The 23,954-nt window shown below is 47.0% G+C and carries 25 protein-coding genes; 20 read left to right on the top strand and 5 right to left on the bottom strand.

All coding sequences use genetic code 11. The features are described from left to right. Window positions 1-82: 82 nt before the first annotated feature. Window positions 83-706, top strand: a complete 624-nt coding sequence (locus Pcarn_RS07120) for an outer membrane beta-barrel protein (RefSeq protein ID WP_261833177.1) — start codon at window positions 83-85, stop codon at window positions 704-706. Between the two features lie 50 nt (window positions 707-756). On the opposite strand, the gene Pcarn_RS07115 is transcribed toward Pcarn_RS07120, so the two are convergent. The 4 genes from Pcarn_RS07115 to pabB form a co-directional block, all read right to left on the bottom strand. Then, a complete protein-coding gene (locus Pcarn_RS07115) occupies window positions 757-1,947 on the bottom strand; it encodes an amino acid aminotransferase (RefSeq protein WP_261833176.1) in 1,191 nt (396 codons plus the stop codon). A gap of 158 nt (window positions 1,948-2,105) precedes the next feature. Next, a complete protein-coding gene (gene asnS / locus Pcarn_RS07110) occupies window positions 2,106-3,506 on the bottom strand; it encodes an asparagine--tRNA ligase (protein ID WP_261833175.1) in 1,401 nt (466 codons plus the stop codon). A gap of 147 nt (window positions 3,507-3,653) precedes the next feature. Then, window positions 3,654-4,241: a CoA pyrophosphatase gene (locus Pcarn_RS07105; RefSeq protein WP_261833174.1), complete on the bottom strand. Its 588-nt coding sequence runs from the start codon at window positions 4,239-4,241 to the stop codon at window positions 3,654-3,656. 21 nt (window positions 4,242-4,262) lie between these two features. After that, entirely contained in the window at window positions 4,263-5,603 is a 1,341-nt protein-coding gene (gene pabB, locus Pcarn_RS07100; RefSeq protein WP_261833173.1) for an aminodeoxychorismate synthase component I, read from the bottom strand. A 161-nt stretch (window positions 5,604-5,764) separates the two neighbouring features. Here pabB and Pcarn_RS07095 point away from each other — a divergent pair, with 161 nt between their 5' ends. From Pcarn_RS07095 to Pcarn_RS07010, 18 genes are all read left to right on the top strand, one after another. Continuing rightward, window positions 5,765-7,285, top strand: a complete 1,521-nt coding sequence (locus Pcarn_RS07095) for a fumarate hydratase (protein WP_261833172.1) — start codon at window positions 5,765-5,767, stop codon at window positions 7,283-7,285. Between the two features lie 101 nt (window positions 7,286-7,386). Beyond that, window positions 7,387-7,572, top strand: a complete 186-nt coding sequence (locus tag Pcarn_RS07090; RefSeq protein WP_261833171.1) for a hypothetical protein — start codon at window positions 7,387-7,389, stop codon at window positions 7,570-7,572. Window positions 7,573-7,633: 61 nt separating this feature from the next. After that, window positions 7,634-9,001, top strand: coding sequence for a YcjX family GTP-binding protein (locus tag Pcarn_RS07085; protein ID WP_261833170.1), 1,368 nt, complete (start codon window positions 7,634-7,636; stop codon window positions 8,999-9,001). A gap of 4 nt (window positions 9,002-9,005) precedes the next feature. After that, window positions 9,006-10,055 (top strand): YcjF family protein, encoded by a 1,050-nt coding sequence (locus tag Pcarn_RS07080; protein WP_261833169.1) that lies wholly within the window; start codon window positions 9,006-9,008, stop codon window positions 10,053-10,055. Window positions 10,056-10,136: 81 nt separating this feature from the next. Next, entirely contained in the window at window positions 10,137-11,672 is a 1,536-nt protein-coding gene (gene tyrR / locus Pcarn_RS07075; protein ID WP_261833168.1) for a transcriptional regulator TyrR, read from the top strand. Continuing rightward, window positions 11,672-12,256, top strand: a complete 585-nt coding sequence (gene rimJ, locus Pcarn_RS07070) for a ribosomal protein S5-alanine N-acetyltransferase (RefSeq protein WP_261833167.1) — start codon at window positions 11,672-11,674, stop codon at window positions 12,254-12,256. The genes tyrR and rimJ overlap by 1 nt, the downstream gene beginning before the upstream one ends. Beyond that, window positions 12,256-12,858 carry an HD domain-containing protein gene (locus tag Pcarn_RS07065; protein ID WP_261833166.1) on the top strand — a complete coding sequence of 201 codons (603 nt, stop codon included), beginning with the start codon at window positions 12,256-12,258 and terminating at the stop codon, window positions 12,856-12,858. The genes rimJ and Pcarn_RS07065 overlap by 1 nt, the downstream gene beginning before the upstream one ends. Window position 12,859: 1 nt before the next feature. Next, on the top strand, window positions 12,860-13,333 hold the full coding sequence (locus Pcarn_RS07060; RefSeq protein WP_261833165.1) for a DUF2947 domain-containing protein: 474 nt from the start codon (window positions 12,860-12,862) through the stop codon (window positions 13,331-13,333). 10 nt (window positions 13,334-13,343) lie between these two features. Then, the gene (locus tag Pcarn_RS07055; RefSeq protein ID WP_261833164.1) at window positions 13,344-14,267 is read left to right on the top strand and encodes an alpha/beta fold hydrolase; all 924 of its coding nucleotides are present in this window, start codon (window positions 13,344-13,346) and stop codon (window positions 14,265-14,267) included. Between the two features lie 56 nt (window positions 14,268-14,323). Then, a complete protein-coding gene (locus tag Pcarn_RS07050; protein WP_261833163.1) occupies window positions 14,324-14,554 on the top strand; it encodes a VF530 family protein in 231 nt (76 codons plus the stop codon). A gap of 11 nt (window positions 14,555-14,565) precedes the next feature. Next, the gene (gene yqfB, locus Pcarn_RS07045) at window positions 14,566-14,862 is read left to right on the top strand and encodes a N(4)-acetylcytidine aminohydrolase (RefSeq protein WP_261835650.1); all 297 of its coding nucleotides are present in this window, start codon (window positions 14,566-14,568) and stop codon (window positions 14,860-14,862) included. A gap of 225 nt (window positions 14,863-15,087) precedes the next feature. After that, window positions 15,088-16,479 (top strand): coniferyl aldehyde dehydrogenase, encoded by a 1,392-nt coding sequence (locus Pcarn_RS07040; RefSeq protein ID WP_315972686.1) that lies wholly within the window; start codon window positions 15,088-15,090, stop codon window positions 16,477-16,479. A 31-nt stretch (window positions 16,480-16,510) separates the two neighbouring features. Next, a complete protein-coding gene (locus Pcarn_RS07035) occupies window positions 16,511-16,954 on the top strand; it encodes a hypothetical protein (protein ID WP_261833161.1) in 444 nt (147 codons plus the stop codon). A 151-nt stretch (window positions 16,955-17,105) separates the two neighbouring features. Continuing rightward, complete coding sequence (locus tag Pcarn_RS07030; protein WP_261833160.1) at window positions 17,106-18,287, top strand: iron-containing alcohol dehydrogenase; 1,182 nt, start codon at window positions 17,106-17,108, stop codon at window positions 18,285-18,287. Window positions 18,288-18,395: 108 nt separating this feature from the next. After that, complete coding sequence (locus tag Pcarn_RS07025) at window positions 18,396-18,800, top strand: DUF4345 domain-containing protein (protein ID WP_261833159.1); 405 nt, start codon at window positions 18,396-18,398, stop codon at window positions 18,798-18,800. Further along, the gene (locus Pcarn_RS07020; RefSeq protein WP_261833158.1) at window positions 18,800-20,572 is read left to right on the top strand and encodes an arylsulfatase; all 1,773 of its coding nucleotides are present in this window, start codon (window positions 18,800-18,802) and stop codon (window positions 20,570-20,572) included. Before Pcarn_RS07025 ends, Pcarn_RS07020 begins: the two co-directional genes overlap by 1 nt. Before the next feature lie 153 nt (window positions 20,573-20,725). Beyond that, entirely contained in the window at window positions 20,726-21,961 is a 1,236-nt protein-coding gene (locus tag Pcarn_RS07015; protein ID WP_261833157.1) for an anaerobic sulfatase maturase, read from the top strand. Beyond that, a complete protein-coding gene (locus Pcarn_RS07010; RefSeq protein ID WP_261833156.1) occupies window positions 21,961-22,452 on the top strand; it encodes a hypothetical protein in 492 nt (163 codons plus the stop codon). Before Pcarn_RS07015 ends, Pcarn_RS07010 begins: the two co-directional genes overlap by 1 nt. A 35-nt stretch (window positions 22,453-22,487) precedes the next feature. On the opposite strand, the gene Pcarn_RS07005 is transcribed toward Pcarn_RS07010, so the two are convergent. Next, on the bottom strand, window positions 22,488-23,057 hold the full coding sequence (locus tag Pcarn_RS07005) for a TetR/AcrR family transcriptional regulator (protein ID WP_261833155.1): 570 nt from the start codon (window positions 23,055-23,057) through the stop codon (window positions 22,488-22,490). 172 nt (window positions 23,058-23,229) lie between these two features. On the opposite strand from Pcarn_RS07005, the gene Pcarn_RS07000 reads away from it, so the two are divergent. Next, window positions 23,230-23,901 carry an NAD(P)H-binding protein gene (locus Pcarn_RS07000; protein WP_261833154.1) on the top strand — a complete coding sequence of 224 codons (672 nt, stop codon included), beginning with the start codon at window positions 23,230-23,232 and terminating at the stop codon, window positions 23,899-23,901. Window positions 23,902-23,954: the final 53 nt, after the last annotated feature.

Here is a 23,954-nt window from a genome sequence, read left to right as displayed (position 1 = left end):
CTAATCTGAGGCTAACTTATTGGAATTTCTATACTAAACTCTACTCATATTGCGCATATTCCATCAGCAAAAGGAGAGTAGATTGCAAAAATCCGTTCTTATTGCGTTGTCGGGTGCCCTCATTTTGAGCAGTACTGTGCAGGCCTCACAAACAACCCCAGTTCAATACACTTTCTTTAGCGCGGCCATTGGTGGCGGTAAAGTAGACTCTGATAACCTTCCTGGACGTGACGATGTCACGGTAAGCGATTTTAATCTGCAGTGGCTCGTTACTGAACATTATCTAGTTAACTTTCAGTATAAAGGGCGATTCACCCACTTTGATGATGAAAACGACAGGGCAGACTATCTTACTCTGTCCGGCGCTAGGCGGTTTGGCTTAACTGATGATCTCGATCTTGTGGCGGGTATTAAGATCGGTGGTTCTAAAATCAAACTCAGAAACTCGCAGGGCTCGACCGTATTCTCAGAAAAAGACTTCCTATTAGGTGTATTTGCAGGACTTAATTACGGATTGACCGAAAATTGGGAGTTGCGGGCAAGCTTAGAGTATCTCGACTATGACGTGATTTATGAATCCTCGTTTGAGCTCGGTACGGATTACTATATCTTCGATAACTTTTCTCTTGGCCTTTATGGGCGAACCACATGGAATGACGATAGCGACCTTACCCAAGGCGGGCTGGTGGCAAAATTCAGTTTCTAAAAACAAAAAAGAGGCTCCTAATAGGAGCCTCTTCTCATTCTAATCCGCAATTAAAGTACTGCTGCGATACCCTTACATAGCGGACCCATGTTTTCTTTAGTCATGCCCGCAACGCTGATACGACCAGAGCCTACGATATAGATAGCGAATTCATCTTTTAGACGCGCTACTTGCTCTTTGCTCAGACCAGAGAAAGAGAACATGCCATTTTGCGCTTCGATAAAGCTAAAGTCGTGGGTCACGCCTTCCGCTTTTAGCGTCTCAACGAATAGGGTACGCATCTCTTGAATGCGATCGCGCATCTCTTTTACTTCTTGTTCCCACTCCTGACGAAGCGCCGCATCGTTTAGGATGTGAGTTACTACCGCTGAGCCGTGTGCTGGTGGGTTAGAGTAGATAGAGCGGATAATGCCTTTAACTTGAGAGAACGCAGTTTGAGCAACTTCGTTGTTAGCTGCAACCAGGGTAAACGCACCTACGCGCTCATTGTACAGACCGAAGTTCTTTGAGAAAGAGCTTGCTACTAGGATTTCTGAGTTTACTTCAGCAAATGCGCGTAGACCCGCAGCATCCTCTTCAACGCCTTTTGCGAAGCCTTGATATGCAAAATCAAATAGAGGAATTAGCTTCTTGTCAGTGGCAAGTTTTGCCAGTTGCTTCCATTCATCAGCCGTTGGGTCGATACCGGTAGGGTTATGACAGCAGCCGTGAAGAAGAATGATGTCACCTGCAGACGCTTGCTCAAGATCAGCCAGCATAGCAGCGAAGTCTTTGCTCTTAGTCTCTGCGTTATAATAGGTATATTCAGCAATCTCAACACCTGCGGCAGTGAATACGCCTTTGTGGTTTGCCCAAGTTGGGTTACTGATCCAGATCTTAGCGCTACCTAGGTGACGCTTGATGAACTCAGCAGCAACGCGAAGTGCACCGGTACCACCTGGTGCTTGCGCGGTTTTTGCGCGGCTTGAGGTTACGATCTCGCTATCGGCACCAAATAGCAGTTTTTGTACTGCTAGGCCGTATTCCGCTGTACCTTCAATGGTGAGATAAGATTTAGAGGTTTCCGTTTCCAAAATTGCTTGTTCTGCTTTTTTAACGGTAGCAAGAACTGGGGTAGCGCCTTGTTCGTTTTTGTAGATACCAACGCCAAGATTAATCTTCTCTGCGCGTGCATCTTTTTTAAACTCTTCGGTAAGGCCAAGGATAGGGTCGGCTGGGGCCGCAACTACTTTTTCAAACATGGAAATCGTCCGTGGTTAATAGATGGAAAGAACAAAACTCCTTCCTTTATACATTCATCGCACTTTTAAAACAATACCTATCGATATTCCATTGATTATCGGGAGTTAAGATATAAAAAAACCGCCTAGATAGGCGGTTTTCAGTTAACTCTTCTTTTTTAGAAGTTTGCGCTACGTGGCGTACGTGGGAATGGGATAACGTCACGTACGTTGCCCATACCAGTTACGTAAGATACTAGACGCTCGAAGCCCAGACCGAAACCAGCATGTGGCACTGTGCCGTATTTACGTAGGTCGCGATACCAGCTCATGTGCTCAGGGTCGATGCCCATCTCACGCATACGCGCATCTAGAACATCTAGGCGCTCTTCACGTTGAGCACCACCGATGATTTCACCGATGCCCGGAGCAAGAACGTCCATCGCAGCAACCGTTTTACCATCGTCGTTAGAACGCATGTAGAATGCCTTGATGTCTTTCGGGTAGTTCTTCACGATTACTGGTGCTTTGAAGTGCTCTTCAGCTAGGTAACGCTCGTGCTCAGAAGACATATCGATACCCCATTCAACTGGGAATTCGAACTCACGACCAGAATCCAGAAGGATTTGGATTGCGTCAGTGTAATCAACCTGTGCAAAGTCAGAAGATACGAACTGCTCTAGACGAGTGATTGCTTGCTTGTCGATACGCTGTGCGAAGAACTCAAGGTCGTCACGGCACTCAGCCAATACTGCTTTGAATACGTACTTCAGCATGTCTTCAGACAGCTTAGCGATATCTTCTAGGTCAGCAAATGCTACTTCAGGCTCAACCATCCAGAATTCCGCTAGGTGACGGCTGGTGTTTGAGTTTTCAGCGCGGAACGTAGGACCGAAGGTGTATACCTTGCTTAGTGCACACGCATAAGCTTCAGCGTTAAGTTGGCCAGATACCGTTAGGAAGGTCTCTTTGCCGAAGAAGTCTTCGTTAAAATCTACGTTGCCTTTTTCAGTGCGAGGTAGGTTTTCCATATCTAGAGTAGATACGCGGAACATTTCACCTGCGCCTTCTGCATCAGATGCAGTGATAAGCGGAGCAGATACCCAGAAGTAACCTTGCTCGTGGTAGAAGCGGTGGATCGCTTGAGACAGGCAGTTACGTACGCGAGCAACCGCGCCGATAACGTTAGTACGAGGACGCAGGTGCGCAACCTCACGCAAGTACTCGATAGAGTGGCGAGTCTTTGCCATAGGGTAGGTTTCTGCGTCTTCAACCCAGCCAACAACCTTAACTTCGGTTGCAGCTAGTTCAAAATCTTGACCCTTAGCAGGAGATTCAACAATCTTACCTGTTACTTCAACAGAGCAGCCGGTAGTCAGCTTAAGTACTTCGTCTTCGTAATTATTAAGATTATTTGGGACCACGGCCTGAATCGGGTCGAAACAAGAGCCGTCATAGATGGCAAGGAAAGAGATTCCAGCTTTGGAATCACGACGTGAACGGATCCAGCCACGAACAGTTACTTCACTGTCAGTCGCTAGTTTGCCGCCAAGTACGTCTTTTACAGGCGCGTAAGTCATTAGATATCAATCTCCAATGGGTGATAGGTCAAAAGACCCTACTAAGAAAATAAGAATTAGATTGAACTTCTCAGTTTACTTAGCAAATCTTTTGCATCAAGTGGAGAGTGACGATTTACTGAGGTTTTTTCAACAAGCGGTGGTTATTCAAGCAAGTTGGCGCCCCATAGCATCAATAATCTGCGCCGTTACCCCCCAGATAAAGTGTTTTTGATAAGGAATAGCGAAGATCTTGTGTCGGCTATGTTTGAGCTCGAACTGACTCTCGAAGATGTTTTCCCGGGAAAACAAAAAGCTTGCGGGTACTTCAAAGGCCTCAGCGACCTCGTTGTCATCCAGTTCTATGGAGTAATCGGCATCCACAAAGGCGATAAAGGGAGTAACAGCGAATTTACTGATAGTGGGAAGAGCAGGGAGCTCGCCAACAACCGTGATTTGTTCTTCTTTTAACCCAACCTCTTCACACGCTTCGCGCACTGCGGTAAAGCTCAGATCTTTATCGCTCTCTTCATATTTTCCACCGGGGAAACTTACCTGGCCCGGATGATGTTTGAGATGCTCGGCTCGCTTGGTAAGTAGAACATGCAGTGAATCGCCTCTGTCGACCAAGGCGATGAGCACAGCGGCAGGTCTTAAGCTGTCAGGATTTACAGGGAGAATACGCTCGAGACTCTTGCTGTCATAAGCCCTTGTTGGCGAAAAGGTAAAACGATTTAAGAATTGCTCGCGATTCACATCCTATCCCTGTGAAGAAAACTAGTTTTTTAATATTGGCAGAATCTTACCCAGTTTATCCAATGTTTCTTGATATTCATCCTCAGCAACACTGTCTGCGACTAGCCCACCGCCGGCCCAAGCATAGATGGAGTCCTGCTGAGTAATAAGGGTGCGTATAGTAATGCTGGTATCCATATTGCCGCAGCGACTGATATAACCAATGCTACCGCAATAGACGTTGCGCCTGTGCGGCTCTAGCTCTTCAATGATCTGCATTGCACGCACCTTTGGCGCTCCAGTAATAGAGCCTCCAGGGAAGCAGGCACGAAGCAAATCATACACATCGTGCTTATTATCTAGATCACCGGTAATGGTGCTCACCAAGTGATGCACGGCAGGAAAGCTCTCCACATCAAATAGGTTAGGTACTTTAACGCTACCCGGCGCGCAGACGCGGCCAATATCGTTTCTGAGTAAATCGACGATCATTAGGTTTTCAGCCTGATCCTTAGGCGCGGTTTTAAGGTCACTAATCTGCTCGGCATCCAGCTTAGGGTCTGCAAAGCGAGGGCGTGTGCCCTTGATTGGCTTGGTTTCTACTTTATCGCTGTGGCACTGCAAGAAGCGCTCTGGAGAGATACTCAAAACCGCGTGCTCAGGCAGTCGAACAAACGCTGAAAATGGCGCGACGTTAGCACTTTCAAGGGTCTTATAGGCCTGCCATTCGTCACCCTCAAATTGTGCACTAAAGCGCTGGGCAAGATTGATCTGATAGCAGTCGCCCGAGAGAAGGTACTCTTGCACCTGATTAAACTTGTGCGTGTATTCAGCTTGGGTCATGTTGGCGTGCCAATCTGAGGCAAGTCTGAACGAACCTTTACTAGATGCCTCTGTGGTTGGGGTTTGAACCTCGCCCACCCAATAGGCTGACTTGAGTTTGTGGTCCACAATCAAGGCACTGTGATACAAGCCAAGAGCAAGGTCTGGCGCATGGATATCATGCTCGGCCAGCTCTGGTATGTTCTCAATCTGGCGACCTAGGTCGTAGCCAAAATAACCGAGCCAACCCCCGCAAAACGGCACATTTTCAAGCTCAGGTGAGTAGGGCAGATATTCATGTTGCAGTTCGCGGATTAAGGCAAAGGGCTCCTGCCTTGTTTGGCTAACCTGACCATTTATGGAGACCTTGCTGGTATCTCCTGTGGTTTCCACTGTGACTATTGGGTTTAGCGCAACAATATCGTAACGACTATTGGGATGAACGCTATTTGCAGAGCTCAGTAGTATCGCCCACGGCTGATGATGGCAGGTTTCAAATAGGGTATGAGCAAGGTTTTGCTTATAAGTTACGGGAGTAATTTGCGGTTTGTGAACAAACATGAATCAATTTGTACGAATTGTGACAACACCGATATGGTGTGTCTGGTTTGAGAATCGCGACAAGGGTATCATAGTTTGCATAAAAAGTTAGAGCGTTGTGGTTATTGACCCGCGCCATTACAACCACTGGAATCAGACTGTCACTAAAAGGGGCACTACGAATGACTGTTATTCGTAAGCAAGACGTTATCGATAGCGTCGCGGACGCACTTCAATATATCTCCTATTATCACCCTCTAGATTTTGTTCAAGCGCTTGAAAAGGCGTATCACGCAGAGCAAAGCAGCGCAGCTAAGGATGCTATCGCACAGATCCTTATCAACTCGCGCATGTCAGCAGAAGGGCACCGTCCTATCTGCCAAGATACGGGTATTGTTACCTGTTTCGTTAATATCGGTATGGCTGTGCAATGGGACGCCACCGATATGACGGTACAAGAGATGATCGACGAAGGGGTTCGTCGTGCATACACCAACCCAGATAACCCACTGCGTGCATCTATCCTGCTAGACCCTGCAGGTAAACGCACCAACAGTAAAGACAACACCCCATCTGTGGTTCATATCAACATGGTCCCGGGTGACAAGGTTGAGATTCAGATTGCAGCTAAAGGCGGCGGCTCTGAGAACAAGGCCAAGATGGTGATGCTAAACCCATCTGATGACATCGCCGAGTGGGTAGAGAAGACGCTACCAACTATGGGCGCAGGCTGGTGTCCACCGGGCATGCTAGGTATAGGCATCGGGGGCACCGCTGAGAAAGCCGCGGTACTGGCAAAAGAGTCTTTGATGGAGTCGGTGGATATCCACGAGCTTAAAGCGCGCGGCGCTGAAACGACTGAAGAGAAGCTTCGTCTTGAGATCTTCGAGCGTGCCAACAAAACGGGTATCGGTGCACAGGGCCTTGGCGGCCTAACCACAGTACTTGATGTTAAAATCAAAACCGCACCTACTCACGCAGCTTCCAAGCCAGTGTGCATGATCCCTAACTGTGCCGCCACGCGTCACGTACACTTCACTCTAGATGGTTCAGGGCCTGCAGATCTGAAAGCGCCTAAGCTTGAAGATTGGCCAGAGATCTCATGGGATGCGGGCGATAAAGCGCGCCGTGTAAACCTAGATGAGGTGACTCAAGCGGATATCGAAACCTGGAAGACAGGTGAAACATTACTTCTGTCTGGCAAGATGCTGACCGGCCGTGATGCAGCGCATAAACGTATTCAGCAACTACTCGAGAGCGGTGAAGGCCTGCCAGAAGGTGTGGATTTCAACGGCAAGTTTATCTACTACGTGGGTCCTGTAGATGCGGTTGGCGATGAAGCCGTAGGTCCAGCGGGTCCAACGACTTCAACCCGCATGGATAAGTTCACCGACATGATGCTTTCGGAGACCGGCATTGCTGGCATGATAGGTAAAGCGGAGCGTGGTGAGCAGACGGTTGATCTAATTAAGAAGCACAAGTCTGTGTATCTAATGGCTGTAGGTGGCGCGGCTTACCTCGTTTCGAAGGCGATTAAGAGTGCCAAGGTAGTTGCATTCGAAGAACTGGGTATGGAAGCCATCTACGAGTTTGATGTAGAGGATATGCCAGTCACGGTGGCGGTAGACTCAAGCGGTGCCAATGCTCACCAAATTGGTCCTGACACTTGGAAAGTGAATATTGCGCAACTGGATGAAGCGTAACGGTTAAAAGAGCGACACTCGTCGCTCTTTTTCTTTAATTTTCAGTAATATGGGGCTAGTGTAGTAGCAGCTCTATTTATATCGGACTACAGGGGAAGTTGATGCCGCGTTTTATTCAAATCCTACAAATCATTATTGCAGTACTCATCGGTGGTGTGTTCGCTTATGACCTTATTCTGCAAGGTATTTCTATCTTCGAAGAGAAGTACATTACCATCACGCTAGCGCTAACCGCGCTTCTAGAGTTGGCGCTGTTCGTTATCTACAAGCTGATTGTGGATGATTAAATCTTTGTAATCTTCGCCTCCGACGCGAAATATCGTGATATTTTAGTGGTTGGAGAGAAATATGAAGATAACGAAACACACTAAAGAACTGATCAATCGAGGTCTCGACGCCCATGTAAGAATAGGGGTGACGGGACTTTCGCGCGCAGGTAAGACTGCGTTTATCACCTCATTTGTAAATCAGCTTATCTCAAGCGCTACCGACGATAACCTGCCACTGCTCGATGTTGCCGAGCAAGGGAGGCTGCTCGGTGCAAGGCGTGTTCCTCAAAAAAGCTTATTAACCCCAAGGTTCAACCTTGATGCCAGTATCGAGGCGCTTTCAAGCGAGCCTCCAACATGGCCAGAGCCAACCCGTGATGTAAGCGAAATTCGCTTGGCCATCAAGTATCAGCCTAAAAGTCGCGCTCGAAAGCTGCTCTCTAGCAGCTCCACTCTTTATTTAGATCTGGTTGATTATCCTGGGGAGTGGCTCCTCGACCTTCCTATGCTAGAGATGGATTACGCTACTTGGTCTGAAAGTCAGATAAGACGGCTTGAGCAGATAGCTTTGCCTGAGGCGAAAGAATGGCTCGGTAGAGTGGTTGATCTTAGCCTGAATCAAGAGCAAGACGACAAGCTTGTTAATCAGCTCTCTCGAGAATACACTGAGCTGCTTCAGCTTCTAAAGCAGAAGGGCTATCACCATATTCAGCCGGGACGCTTTGTGCTGCCTGGAGAGCTTGCAGAAGCGCCGGTACTGCTGTTTTTCCCTTATGTGGGAGAAGATAAACCCCTTAAAGGCTCGGCTTTGTCGCTGCTGCATAAGCGATATAAAGAGTATCAAAATCAGGTGATTAAGCCTTTTTATAAACGCTATTTTGCCGAGTTTGACCGTCAAATCGTGCTGGTGGATGTGCTTTCATCGTTAAACCAAGGCTCACACGCATTTAGTGATATGCAGTTGGCGCTGTCCGAGATCATGAAGAGCTTTAGCTATGGTAGTAACTCTATCCTGCGCCGGATCTTCTCGCCACGCACCGATAAACTGTTGTTCGCTGCTACCAAAGCCGACCATGTAACGCCAGATCAACACAGTAATCTCACTATGCTGCTGAGACACCTAGTTCAGCCAGTGTGGCAATACGTCTCGTTTGAGAACGTAAAAATGGAGTGTCTGCCGGTGGCCTCGATTGCCGCGACCGACGCCGGCTATGTAGAGAGCAAAGGCAAGGCGCAACCGGCGATAAGTGGCACACTCATCGGTGGTGAGAGAATCACCCTCTATCCGGGTGAGGTGCCAGCCACCTTGCCTAAAGCGGATTTCTGGCAACACTCTGGCTTTGAGTTCAGCAGTTTTCAGCCAAAGCATTATGTGGAGTCACAAGCACTGCCACATATCGCCATGGATAAGGCACTTCAATTCCTACTAAGCGATAAATTGAGGTAGTCATTTGAATCAGTACAAAGAAAAGCAGGTGTTCAGTCAGGGTGAGCCTGATGATCAAGCACCTGATCTCGATAAAAAGCAGACTTTTTCTGAGCAAGAGTTTGTTGTAGAAGCGCCGATAAGCCTTGATGATGATCAGGCTCTAGAAACCGATGTAGAGAAAGCACTGAAGCCTAAAAAACGTGGCTGGAAATGGCGAATTCTTCTCAGCGTGTTTTCTGCCTTGTTGGTGTGGCAGTTGATAGACTCCTTTATCAGCGCCTTCACAGGTAAAGATTATTTAGCCCTGTCTTGGGGGGCGTTATGCGTTGCAATAAGTAGCGTAGGCTTTATTGCGCTGGCAAGAGAGCTAATCAAGCTTCGCAGGCTCAAAGGGCAAGCCGAGATCCAAGAAGAGTCTCGAGCGATTGCACAAGATAATGGTCACGGCAGGGCATTGCCGTTTTGTGAGTCCATCAATAAGAGCCTGTTCGATAAAGGCGTTGAAGCGAGCGGACGAGACAAGTTTGTTGAGCGTGTAAACGCTACCCACAGCGATAGAGATGTGTTTAAGCTCTACGAAGATTCAGTGCTTTCATCGATTGACGCCAGAGTCAGCAAACTGGTTGCCAAATACTCGTCAGAGGCGGCAGTGATGGTGGCGGTCAGCCCAATTGCTATCGCGGATATGGCGCTGGTGGTGTGGCGAAGCCTTGCTATGGTCAGTGCCATTTCTAAAGCCTATGGGGTTGAGCTTGGCTATTGGTCTCGCATCAAGTTGCTACGTTCTATCTTTGTCAATATGGCGGCCGCAGGTGGCAGTGAGTTGGTATTGGATGCCGGCATAGATTTTCTGTCTATGGACATGACCGCAAAGCTTTCATCACGCGCCGCACAAGGCGTGGGTGTAGGGCTTTTGACTGCCCGATTGGGTATTAAGGCGGCTGAGCTGGTTCGCCCAATTGAGTTTTCCACGGATAATCGTATCAAGCTGTCGCATATTCGTGATCGAATTTTGGGCAGTGTTAAACAGCGTTTACAACTTTCTATCCAAAAAAAGCACGATAAAGTCTGACTTTAGCGCAATTCTCTTGACGCTTGCGGGCGTATACTTGAAACTGGTGTAAACATAATTAGACACCATAAAGAGATTTACGTGCGCTTAGAAGTACTGTGTGAAGACCGTATCGGTCTGACTCGAGAGTTGCTTGATATCTTAACCGCGCAAAACATAGATTTGCGCGGCATAGAGATTGACCCTGTTGGCATTATCTATCTCAACTTCCCAGAGCTAGAGTTCGAATCTTTTCGCGACATTATGGCGCAGATCCGCCGAATCGATGGCGTTGAAGATGTAAGACGCATTCCTTTTATGCCGGTTGAGCGCAAGAATACTGAGCTAACCGCACTGTTTAATAACCTCTCTGAACCGCTTCTCTCTGTAGGCTCCAATGGCAAGGTAGACATGGCCAACCAGTCTGCCCATAAATTGTTTGCCTCTGAAACCTTGATTGAAACCTCAATAAGCTCGCTGCTACCCAAGTTTGACTACGAACAGTGGCGAGAGCATTCTCGTCAGCGCGAAAAGCAGAAGGTGGTAATTCGAGGTATCGATTATCAGCTCGAAGCCGTCCCTGTTTACCTTGATGTAGAAGCCCAGGAGCCAATCCTTGCTTCCATGGTTATTCAATTGCGTCAAGCTAACGGAGATTTTAATGCCAATGAGCAACTCGCAGATCATAACCCGCTTGGTTTTGAGCACTTTGTTGGGGTGTCTAATCGTCATAAAGCATTGATCACGCAGGCTAAAAAACTGGCAATGCTGGATCAGCCACTGCTGATTGAAGGTGATACCGGCACAGGCAAAGAGATGCTAGCCCGTGCATGCCACGCTCGATCAAGTCGAGCAACTAAGCCGTTCTTGGTCCTCAGCTGCGCCTCTATGCCAGATGATGTGGCAGAGACCGAGCTATTTGGTCAGGCACCAAGTGCAGGTCAAGAGAAGTCGCCAAAGGGCATCTTTGAAACCGCTGATGGCGGCACAGTATTTTTAGATGAGATCGGTGAGATGTCATCGCTACTGCAAAGTAAGCTGCTTCGCTTCTTACAAGACGGCACCTTTAGACGTGTAGGTGAGGATGAAGAGGTGCATGTTAATGTGCGCGTTATCGCCTCTACCAAACACACATTGGAGCAACTGATTGAGTCGGGCAGTTTTCGTGAAGACCTCTACTTTAGATTGAACGTGCTTAATCTGAAGATCCCACCACTGCGTGAGCGCAGCTCCGATATTGAAGCCCTGCTGGATATGTTTTCTGTGAAATACGCCAGCCAATTAGGTATTGATAAGCCTTCGCTGGCCGATGATGTTTTGCCGGCGCTAGCAAGCTATCCGTGGCCAGGTAATATCCGCGAGTTTGAGAATGCGGTTTTGCGTGCCTTAACTGAGCTCGACGGTGATGAGCTTTGCGCACATCATTTCCACCTGCCAAATCTCGAAAGCTTTGCTGCCCTTGAAGCCAAACTCGACCTTGATGGTTCGCTAGATCAGATCATGAAACGTCATGAATCAGCGGTACTGGATAAGCTCTATCAAGCATTTCCATCGAGTCGTAAACTGGCAAAACGTTTGGAGGTTTCGCATACCTCTATCGCCAATAAGCTTCGCGATTATGGAATAGGGAAGAAGTAGTGCTGTTTGCTGGAAAATCAACAGAAGTGCATGAGGCCGATGAAGAGCTTCCGTTCAATCTTCGCTCAGCAAGAAAAAGCGATGCGGCCATCTTGGCTAACTACTTTGAGCGCAACCGTGAGTTTCTGCAGCCTTGGGACCCTAAGCGTGATGTAAGCTTCTATACCGAGTCCGGATGGCGATACAAGATCCATCACCTGCAAGAGTTGGAGAAGCTAAACCAGAGTCTTTATTTGCTGATTGTGGATAAAGAAGACACCACGGTACAAGGGGTGATCTCGTTTAGTAATGTCAGTGGTTATCCATTTCATAACTGCAACCTCGGTTACTCACTGGACAAAGCCCGTGAGGGGCAGGGCGTAATGACCACCGCACTGCCTAAGGCGATCAACTATGTGTTTGAGTCGATGCGAGTGCATAGGATTCAAGCCTCATACATGCCGCATAATCATCGAAGTGAGCAGGTCTTGAACAAGCTCGGCTTTGAGCGAGAAGGATTTGCCAAAAATTATCTTCTGATCAATGGGCAGTGGGAAGACCACGTGTTAACCTCGCTCACAAATCACAACTGGACCCAAGAATAATGACATCATCAGAGCAGCGTCTAGAGCAACAGTTAACCATGCTGATGGAGCTGGATCAGCTAAAGAGCGTATTGCGCCGCACGCGAGTAAAGAGTGCAAATGCCCGTGAAGAGAATAGTGCCGAGCACAGCTGGCATGTGGCGACCATGGCTATGTTGACTCAAGAGCACGCCAACAGCGACGTGGACATTTCTAAAGTGCTTAAGATGCTACTTCTGCACGATATTGTTGAGATCGACGCCGGCGATACCTTTGTGTATGACGTTGCCGCGTCGGCTGAACAAGAGCTTAAAGAGCAGCAAGCGGCGGATAGATTGTTTGGTTTACTGCCAGACGGTCAACGTGAAGAACTGCGCGCTATCTGGGAAGAGTTCGAAGCGGCTCAATCTGAGGATGCCAAATTTGCTAAGGCACTAGACAGATTCATTCCTATGCTTTTGAACTATCATAACCATGGACAGAGTTGGGTTGAGCACGGCGTTAAGCGCAGCCAAGTAATTGCGATAAATGGACGTATTGAACAAGGCTCGAAAACCCTTTGGAACAAGGCTCTGCAGATCATTGATGAAGCGGTGCAAAATGGCTGGCTGAAAGACGAATAATATGGCGTATCTATCCTTAGACGAATACTCTAGAAAGTGGATTTTCACTCACAACTCTTTACCTGTACCAGAGCAAGATCTTGCTGAGATCAAGCCGATGACTCAGGCGCGCAGTGCTGAGTTCTGGAAAGAGAACATCAGTAAGCAAAGTCCAGATGCTGAGCGTTTTAGCAGTCAGGATTGGCCGGCGCAATCTCAAGCTTGGGGTGAGCATATCGATTGGATGCAGGCGTGGGAGGCGGATGAAGCCGACATGCCAGAAGGCGTTCTTGAGCATATCGATTGGCAAGACGATGTGACCGTCTACTTTTGTTATGAGAAATACAATGTGGTGCAAACCACATGGAAGATCTTCAAGAAGCACTGGAAAAACTTTCTATTTTTTGATGACGGTCCGATCTTAGTTGGTCGAAGACGCAAGCAAGCGCTATGGTTTAAGTCGGATGGGCAAGTGGAGTTAGGTCAGCGCCCATAAGAGAGGGTGCATGTGGCTTGATATTCTGATCACTGTCTTATTGGTGTCACTTGCGGGGTTGGCTATGCTGCCTCGCTGGTTGAGCCACGAAAATCGCTATCTTTCCGAGGTGCTCAAGGCCTCTCCCGATATTCAGACTGTACGTTTACGCCACGGCGACACTCATTACCAACTCAAGGGTGAAAGTCATAATCCCATCGTAGTATTAGTGCATGGCTTCTCAGTACCCAGTTTTGCATGGGAAGCTAACCAAGACGCATTGATTGAGAGTGGGTTTCAGGTGCTGAGCTTTGATCTCTATGGCAGAGGTTTCTCCGCCAGACCCAGCGTTAAATATTCTCAGACCCTATTTGTTGAACAGCTAAACGACCTGTTACAAGCGCTAAATATCCATAAACCTGTTCATCTGGTTGGGCTTTCTATGGGCGGCGCAGTAGTCAGTTTCTTTAATAAAACCTATCCAGATAAGGTGGCCAGTACCTGCCTTCTTGCTCCATTTAGCAAGCCTATTCCTATCGGCCCACTCAAGTTGCCTGTGCTCGGTCGCTACCTTGCGTATGTGTTCTATATTCCGAGCATGCTGAAGAATCAGATCAAGGATTTTGTAAAGCCGGAGATGCTCGATTATTGGCAAGGACGCTATGAAGAGCAGATGAGCATCAAGGGTTTTCGCAATGCGATCTTTTCTTCTGCCAACTACGCCATTCAAGAAGATCCTCAACCGGCCTTTCACTCCTTTAGTGGTAAGCCTTGTCTATTGTTGTGGGGAAGGGAAGATGAGTTGTTCCCGCTAGAAGAGTCCAAGCTCGTTCGTGAAAGTTTAGGAGCATCACACGAGTTTCAAATAATCGATGAAGCGGGGCATGGACTTCAGTTTGAGCAAGCAAATAGGGTTAATCACGCCCTAATCGAGTTTTTGAAAAAGCATAGCTAACTCAGCGCTGGCATCTGTTACACTCTGCGCTGAATTTTATTATTAAGATACTATCTATGAGTCAAGAGCAGCCAAACAATCCATTGCACGGAATTACCCTAGAGAAACTCCTTACGCGTCTAGTGGAGCATTACGGCTGGGAAGAACTGGACTCGCGCATTCAGATTAACTGCTTTTACAATAATCCTTCAATCAAGTCGTCATTGAAATTCTTGCGCCGCACCCAGTGGGCGAGAGATAAAGTAGAGGCGCTATATATTGAAACCTTCCATGGGGATAAGTCATGAGCCTAATGCAGATGACCTTCTTCGAGCGCTTTGAGGCGGATATCCTCTCAGGCAAGAAGACCATCACGATTCGAGATGAATCAGAGAAAGATTACCAAGTAGGCACGACCGTACAGGTTTCAACCTACGAAGATGGTCGCTGGTTTTGCGAGCTTAATATCCTCTCGGTCACGCCCATTTTGTTTGATGAGCTTTCTGCGTTTCATGCAGAGCAAGAGAACATGACACTGAGCGAGCTAAAAGCGGTAATTCGAGAAATCTACCCAGATACCGATGAGCTGTATGTGATTTCTTATCAGCTAGCATAATAGATTTCTGAGTGCTCACCCGCATCTGAACGCTTGACTAAGTCATTGATTAAATTGATTTAACCAGGCGTTTTTCTTATTCGATAAAACTATTGGTTATGAGGGTTATTCTGTATCCCAGTTATTTTTATTTGTTTTATCGCTAGACCGACCGGTTTGTTTTGTGTAATCTTTTTGCATCCCAACCAAGAGGTGAAACAAGTGAATAGCATTACCACATTAGAAATGATGCAGTCGCATCATAAGAAAATGAAAAAGGCTTATAGCCTTAAACCAATGCCATCAATGGACTCTCGTATTCAGAAATTGACGAGTCTGAGACAGGCTCTGATTGACTACAGCGATCGCATCTGTGAATCGATGAATAAGGATTACGGTCAGCGCAGTACTCAGGATACCTTGATTGCCGATGTTCTACCTTGCATCGCCAATATTGATTACAGCATCGAGAATATTGCCCAGTGGATGGCGCCATCCGTTCGCAGTTCAGGGGCACTGCTTTCTATGTCAAACGTTGAGGTGGTTTACCAGCCGAAAGGGGTAGTAGGCATAGTCACTCCTTGGAACTTCCCAATTATGCTTTCGGTTGGGCCGCTTATTTCTGCTATCACAGCGGGTAACCGCGCCATGATCAAGATGAGCGAATTCACGCCAAACACGAACAAGGTGTTGAGTGACATGCTGGCGCAGATCTATGATCAAGATGAAGTGGTGGTGGTTGAAGGCGAAGCGGGGTTGTCTGCAGAGTTCACATCACTTGCGTTTGATCACCTGTTGTTTACTGGCTCAACTGCAGTGGGACGCCTAGTCATGAAGGCCGCTGCACAAAACCTAACGCCATTAACCCTTGAACTGGGTGGTAAATCTCCGGTGATCGTGGCCGATGACGTCTCTATGGAGCTTGCCGTTGAACGCATTATTTATGGTAAGAGCCTGAACAATGGTCAGGTATGTGTGGCCCCGGATTATGTACTCGTACCACAAGCGAAGAAAGATGACTTTGTTGCTGAGTATAAGTGTCAATACCAAGCTCTGTTTCCTCAGGGTGTGAATTCTGAAAATCTCACATCAGTGGCAAACGAGCGTCAATACAACAGAGTGAGTTCTCTTTTGAATCAAGAGATCACCCGTGGTACGCGCATTGAACCTTGTCATGATCAGAGTATTGATGAGAGCAAACACCGCTTAGTGACTCACTTGATCGTTGAGCCATGTCTTGATTCTGACATCATGAATGAAGAGATATTCGGACCTCTACTTCCGGTGATAGGTTATGACGATATCGACGAGGCTATTTTGCTTATCAACGATAAGCCACGTCCACTTGCTCTTTACTTGATGTCGTTTGATGAAGAGCTTCAGAAGCGAGTTAAAAACTCCATACATTCCGGCGGTATGTGTATCAACGATTGTGTGTTCCACCTTGCGGTAGATGATGCTCCATTTGGTGGTATTGGTGAATCGGGTAAGGGCAACTATCACGGTAAGGAGGGTTTCATTACCTTTTCACACGCGAAAACCGTCATGACCAGTGGTGAAGAACACCAGATCAAACATTTGTTCTCAGCGGAAGATAACGAATTCAAAGTAGCTGTACTTGCGATGCTTGGAAAGTAGTCAATACCTTCCCAATAAAGAGGCAAACATCATGTTAGAACGTTTTTTTGAAAAGACTGTACGAGGCTATTTGCTGGTCACGGGTTTTCTTACCGCTACCGCATTTGCGACGTTTATCGCTCCAGAATGGAGTATGGTGAACCTGTTCTCATACAATGAACAGATGATGATCAATAAAGAATACCTGCAGGCGACCTATCAACACTGGGGAGTTATGGTAGGCTGTATTGGCGTACTGCTTATGGTTTCGGCTTATGTAAAGCCACTGCGCACATCGACCATGATTTACAGTGGATTCGAGAAGGCCATGTTCGTCGGGCTTTTCATCTACAACGTGTGTGTAAATGAGTATTCCTGGTTCTGGGGATGGAGTGGGGTGTTGGCTCTAGATGGCTTCGTTACCCTCTATTCGCTACTGTATCTCTATTATTATGTAACTCGCGATAAGAGCAAAGTCCCAGCACATCTTCGTTAATTAACCCTATTTAATTCAATAATTTAACTTTTAAATCTTAAGCAGTTACATGTCGCTTTGCGGATCCATGTACTAGTAAACTTGAAATTAGCACTAGACCGACTGGTCTGTCGGTGGTATTGTAACTGCAACCAATCAAGAGGTGACCAAAATGGCAACAACAAACTTTAGCTTTAATCTTAAAACTATCATTCATGCTCATGAAAATGGAATTCAAGATATCCCTGCTTTGTTTGAGCGCATCGGCGCAAAGAAAGTAGTGCTATTTACAGATAAAGGATTAGAGTCGTTGGGTTTTGTTGAGAAGTTTGGCGAGGTATTCGCAAGTCAATCTCAGGTAGAGATAGCTGGCGTTTACACTGATATCGAAGCAGATGCTTCATGTGACAACATCAACGCGGCAATCGAGTTTACCCGCAAGGTAGGTGCTGACGGCATTCTATCTATCGGCGGTGGTAGCGTAATCGATGCGTCTAAGGGTGTGAAATACGCAATGCACAAGGGCATTAGCGACATCCGTGAAGTCATCGCTGGTGGCGGTCATATGGAAGTTTGGCCAAACAACCAAGATATCAAGGTTCCTCATATTGCCGTGCCAACCACAGCAGGAACAGGTGCTGAAGCGTCACCTATCGCTGTGTTCTTCAATGAGCACGAAAACATCAAGGCGAGCCTAGTAGTTTCAGGCCTAGAGTCGGATATCGCAGTTTTGGATCCAACACTAACGACGAAACTGCCAGCGGGTCTTACTCGTTCAACGGGTATGGATGCACTGACGCATGCGTTAGAAGCGCTTGTTTCTCCAATGAGCAATGCCTTTACCGACGCTTATGCAATGCAAGCGACTAAGCTAATCATGGCTAATCTGCCTATCGCAATTAATAATCCAGCAAACATTGAGGCGCGTGCAAACCTTCTTCAGGCGAGTACCATGGCTATCTCTGCGTTCTATTCGTCTCTAGGCGGCATTCCAATTCACAACGTTGCCCACGCATTTGGCGCCATCAGCCATATCCCACACGGCGATGCGAACACAGTGCTAATGCCAGTAGTCATTGAGACACTGCCAGAGTTCTACATCACTAAGGCAGACAAACTGGCTGAGGCTCTATCGGTAGAGCGCACCGGCAGTGAAGAAATGGTGTATGCCCGAGTGGTAAACAAGCTTAAAGAGTTCCAGCTTGAAACTGGCGCAATCACAAACTTTAAGCAGTGGCAGATTGAAGCCGAGCAGAAAGGCCAAATCGTTGAAGCGATCAAGAAAGACATCTGCTTCCAGTTTTACCCAATCGCAGATAGCCATATCGATACCATCATCGAAGCGGTTATCTAACCCCTTTCGTTTCCATTATTTAGGGGAGAGTTTGTCAAAGGACTGGCACTTTTTTTAGTGAAGTTAAATGCCTTTAATGCGCATTGAACGGTTAAAAGAGTTCTTATCATGAAGAAACAAAATCTATTTCTATTGATGGCCGCTATCGGGATCTTCCCAGTGGCATTGTCATACGGTTTTCTACCTAGTTTCCTATTTGGTGTAGAGATGAACAGCGTCGAGGTGGTTAACATCTTCCGCGCCATCATGGGCTTATACACAGCCATGGGCATCTTCTGGTTAATGGCCGCATTTGATTCAAAGCTTACTCAAGCTGGCCTTTATAGCCTAGTGGCTTTTATGAGTGGTTTGTCGGTGGCTCGAATCGTGAGTATCAACCTAGATGGTATGCCTAATGCCATTTTGCTTGGCTACACAGCCATAGAATTAGCATTGGCCTCTGTCGCTTACCTATTTATCAAGCAAGAGAAAGCACAACAGCAGCAACAAAACATGATTGCGGAGAAAGCGTAATGAAAAACAGAATCGTTATTAGCCTTGGACTAGTTGCTCCTTTCATCGCATATCCTGCAATTGGTGCGGCGTCTGCAGAGGCTACATCAGAGCAAAGCCAGCCCAATATTCTGCTTATTGTTGGTGATGATATCGGTATGGGTGATCTTCAGCCATTTGGCTCAGAGATCAGCACCCCGACGCTTAACTCACTGGCGCAAGAGGGGATTCGTTTTAATAACTTCCACGCATCGCCAGTATCTTCGGTAACCCGTGGTCAGTTGTTTACTGGTGCCAACAGCATCGAGGTTGGTCTTGGCTCGTTTGATTACTCTATCTATCCACCATCTAAGGGTAAGAAAGGTTATGAGGGTTATCTAACCAAGGATGCAGTAACCATTGCTGAGCTTCTTCGTGATAGCGGGTATAACACCTACCACGCTGGTAAGTGGCACCTAGGCTCTGGTGATGGTCACGGTCATCCACCACAAGATTGGGGCTTTGACCAAACCTTCGGTGTTTACTCGGGTGGTTCTGCGCACTGGGATGATACCGATATGTATCCATCGGTGAAGGTGGCGCAAAAAGCACTGGCTGAAGGCAAGAAGCCGCCACTGACTAAGCAGAAGTTTTTTGAGAATGGTCAGCAGGTTGAGCGTGTTAAGGGTATTTACTCAGACGATCTCTACACAGGTAAGATGATCGAATACATCGAGCAGGGCCGTGAATCAGGTAAGCCATTCTTTGGTTACCTAGCTCTTACTACCGCGCATTTCCCATTGCAGGCACCGTCGGCGCTAATCGATAAATACACTGAAATGTATGAAGAGCTCGGTTATGACGGGCTTAAAAAGCAGCGCTATGAGCAGATGATCGAAGCGGGTGTATATAAAGAAAGTACACCTTTCCCTGATGCGAACCCTATCGTTAAGAAATGGGATGACCTAACTGCTGCAGAGAAGAAAACTCAGGCGCGTTTGATGGCAACCTACGCAGCCATGATTGAAGCGCAGGACTTCTATATTGGCCGTGTTATCGATTATCTTCGTGAAACCGGTGAGCTAGATAATACCCTGATTATCTATATGCCAGATAATGGTCCAGAGGGTGCCGATGCAATGGGGCCACTGGCGAACGATTTGTGGAAAGATTGGACAGAAGATCACTTCGATATGTCAGATGAGGCAATTGGTACCTCAAGCTCTAGCCGTCAGCTAGGAATCGAGTGGGCAAACGCAACCACCGGGCCGCTGCAGTGGTGGAAATGGTTTGTCTCTGAGGGCGGCGTTCGTGTTCCTCTGATTGTATCGCCACCAAGTGATACCGGCTTTGATAAGCAAGGGGAGATGTCAAACACCACATTAAGTGTTAAAGATCTGCCGATGACGATTCTTGACTATGCGGGTGTGGCTCATCCAGGTGAAACCTATCGAAACCGTAAAGTAGCAACGCCATCAGGTGTGTCTATGGCACCGTTCTTGTCCGGCAAAGCCGATACGGTGCGAGATGACAAGGATTGGTTCGCTTTTGAGCTGTTCGGTAATGGCTTTGTGATTCAAGGGGATTACAAGTTGATGAAGCTAAGAACGGGTATGTACGGTGACGGTGAGTGGCATCTGTATAACATCAAACAGGACCCAGCTGAGTCAGTACCTCTAGAGGATAAGCACCCAGAGATCTTCAACTCTATGATGTCGCTGTACAAAGAGTACAAAGCTGAGCATGGCATTGTAGATGTAGCAGAAGACTGGAACCCGTGGCTAGGGGCCGCTGGCCACACCATGTCACATTAATTAGCGCATCTTAAATTGTTTAAACCCTCTGGTTTTTGACTAGAGGGTTTTGTTTATACAAACACTAGACCAACTGGTCTGTTTGTTGTATTCTGTTGATATCGCTAAGGCAATGGATCTATTGAGAAGGAATCTCCAAACCAGGAGACAACAATGACCAACTTATTTGCACCTCAGTTTAACGGCAAGGCCCATACCAAGATGCAGGCACTGGCCAAGCCAATTGGCGCAATATGCAATATCGATTGTAGCTACTGCTATTACCTAGGTAAGAAAGAGCTTCTCAACTACTCAAAAAGTGATGCAGAGGTTATGTCGGGTGAGCGCCTTGAACAGTATATCCAGCAGTATATTGAGGCTCAGAATACCCCTGAGATCATATTCTCTTGGCACGGCGGAGAACCCACGCTGCTGGGTGTCGATTACTTCAAGAAAGTGGTAGAGCTGCAAAAGAAGTATTGTCCACAGCACTCCAATATCACTAATGATATTCAGACCAACGCAACGCTGTTAGATGATGAGTGGTGCCAGTTCTTTAAACAGAATGAGTTTGTGGTGGGGGTCAGTATCGATGGCCCGGAGCATATCCATAATCGTTACCGCACCAATAAAGCAGGGCGAGGTACCTTTAAGCAGACGTTCCGTGGTATCCAACTTCTAAAGAAACACCGGGTGAAGTTTGCCACCCTTACTTGCGTCAATGACCTAGTAAGCACAAGTCCACTAGAGGTATATCGTTTTCTTCGTGATGAGATAGCCCCTTCACAGATGCAGTTTATTCCAGTTGTGGACAAGATAGATGCGCCTACTAAGGGCAAATGGCACAGCTACGCAAGCCTATCCATTATTCCAGTGAGCACCAAGTCAGTGACGGATTGGAGTGTCACGGCCGACGAGTGGGGCAACTTTCTGATAAGCGTTTTTAATGAATGGCTTTATAAGGACTTTGGTAAGGTGTTCATCCCATACTTTGATAACTTCTTTGCGGTTTGGGCGGGGCAGGCAAGCAGCATGTGCACCCTTTCTGAAATCTGCGGAAAAGGCTTAGCGATTGAGCCCAATGGTGATGTCTACTCATGCGATCACTATGTATATGAGGAGTTCAAGCTGGGTAACTTTCAAACGCAGAGCTTAAAAAAATTGGCGTTTTCTGCGCGTCAGCAAAGCTTTGGGTTTGCTAAGCAAAAATCATTGCCTTCACAGTGCAGAAGATGTGAGTACAAGTTTGCTTGTCATGGGGAGTGCCCTAAAAATCGCATCACTAAGAGTGTGGATGGTGAAGAGGGTCTAAACTATTTATGTTCCGGTTGGCTTAAATTTTTTAAACATATCGACCCTATTGTTAGCCAAATTCTGACTCGCAATAACATCTCACTTGGAGAACGATAATGTCGACTATTGTGGAAACTTACCTCATCGTAGCCTTGACCATGGCGCTTCTGAGTTTGTGGAAGACATACTCCGGCCCGGCGATTGCGGCGGTAATGTCTTATTCCTATCCTGAAATGTTGCTGTTTAACATGCTACCTGCACTTATCGCAGCCTACGTAGGTTGGAGGCTTGGGCCACTCAATCTAGCTTTACTAAAGCGCAACAAGCCAGTTGTTTTCCGACCTAAGCTAAAGCGTTTTATGCAGCGTTGGAATCGATATGGTCAGGTGGTGATGGCGATACTGGCTCCGGTGCTGGTGGGTATACCCAGCTATACCTTTGTCTCAAAGAGACTTCATCAGAGCGCAGTGAAAACCTTTGGTTTACTCATCCTATCGATATTGTTCTGGAGTGGTGCGGCTTACTTTATATTTTCACTGATGGATGTTGGGCAGTATATCCCAGTCGATACCGTGATACCTCAATCCATCTTAGATAGGATGGAATAATCAAAAAGGCTCATCCATGTGGATGAGCCTTTTTGCTATTGGGTGAGCTTGATGGTCTCTTTCATGGCATTGTCCAACAAGGTGCGGTCTTGCTGCATCGCTGCCAGCAAGGTGCTTCCAAGCCACAGTCCATAGATAGTGCGCGCGGCTTCGTAGCCATCTTGCATATGGAAATGGCCCTCTTTAATACCGTGCTCAAAGAACTGGCTCATTCTCTTGATCACCTTCTCAGCGCCGTCATTCATGGCTTTTTGCATCTGATTCGAGGTCCCAGATACTTCACCTGAAAGCTTGGTTACCAGGCATTTTATCTGATAATCGTGAGTAAGCTTTTCACTGCACCAGTAGTCGAAGTATGCCTTGATGCGTTCTTGTGGAGTTTCATCGGTATCGATCAAGTAGCTCTCTAGGGTCTCTAGGTGATCTTCAAAGTAATCAGTGAGCAGGGTAGTGCCGAAATCTTCTTTGGATTTGAAATGGTGATAGAAAGAGCCCTTGGTCGCATTTGCTTCATTTAGGATCTTTGTTAAGCCAATACCAGCGAAGCCTTGTTCGCTAATAAGCTCGAAACCAACGTCTAGCAGTTTCTGTCTTAAGTCTTTCATATCAATACCTCAAGTTATTACTGAGGCTAATTGTAAAAGCTAACTATACCGACCGTCCAGTTTGTTTGGAAAAAATGTGACAAACATCTAGACCGGTCGGTTTGTTTGGGTTATATTGAACTTGTCCCATAAATCCAAGCGAGCCATATCTCGCTACTGAATGTGAGAACCTATGACAATGAACACTTCTATCGTGATTGCCGGAGCAACAGGTCTAGTAGGCCGAGAAACCTTAGAAGCTCTATTGCAAGACGTGAGAGTCGCGCAGGTTATTAGTCTTTCTCGTCGAAAGATAGAGATGGAACATTCTAGATTACAACAATGGATCACGGCTGACTTGAGTAAGCCTAAAAGCCCCCTTATGAATGTGCAACCGTCAGTTGGCATCATTACGTTAGGCACTACTTTGAAGAAAGCCGGCAGTAAAGAAAACCTAAGGGCTATCGATGTTGATCTGGTGGTAAACACCGCCACCAAAATGAAGAAAATGGGTGTAGAGCGCCTGTATGTTGTTTCTTGTTTAGGAGCGAACACTAAAGCCATGTCTCACTACTTGCAATGTAAGGGTGAGATGGAAGCGCAGATTGAGGCCCTTGGATTTACTGGGACAACCTTTATGCAACCAGGACCGCTGGCAGGTAACAGGGATGAGCAGCGCACTGACGAGAAACTTCTGCAAGGTGCAATGAAGTTGATTAGCCCACTCATGATTGGAAAACTTAAGAATTATGTACCCATTGAAGCGAAGCTTGTAGCCAAGGCGATCAACAGACTTGTATTTATGAATCAGGAATCTCGAGTCTCACGAGTCACCTCGCAAAAGATGAGAGTGTTGGCAGCCTAATTTACAGGCTCTGTTAACTCATTTTTTTCTTTAAATTAAAAACAGACTGGTCG

It is taken from the genome of Vibrio ishigakensis (assembly GCF_024347675.1).
GTDB lineage: Bacteria > Pseudomonadota > Gammaproteobacteria > Enterobacterales > Vibrionaceae > Vibrio > Vibrio ishigakensis.
The sequence above is the reverse complement of the archived record's forward strand: the minus strand, read 5'-3'. Positions and strand labels throughout refer to the sequence as shown.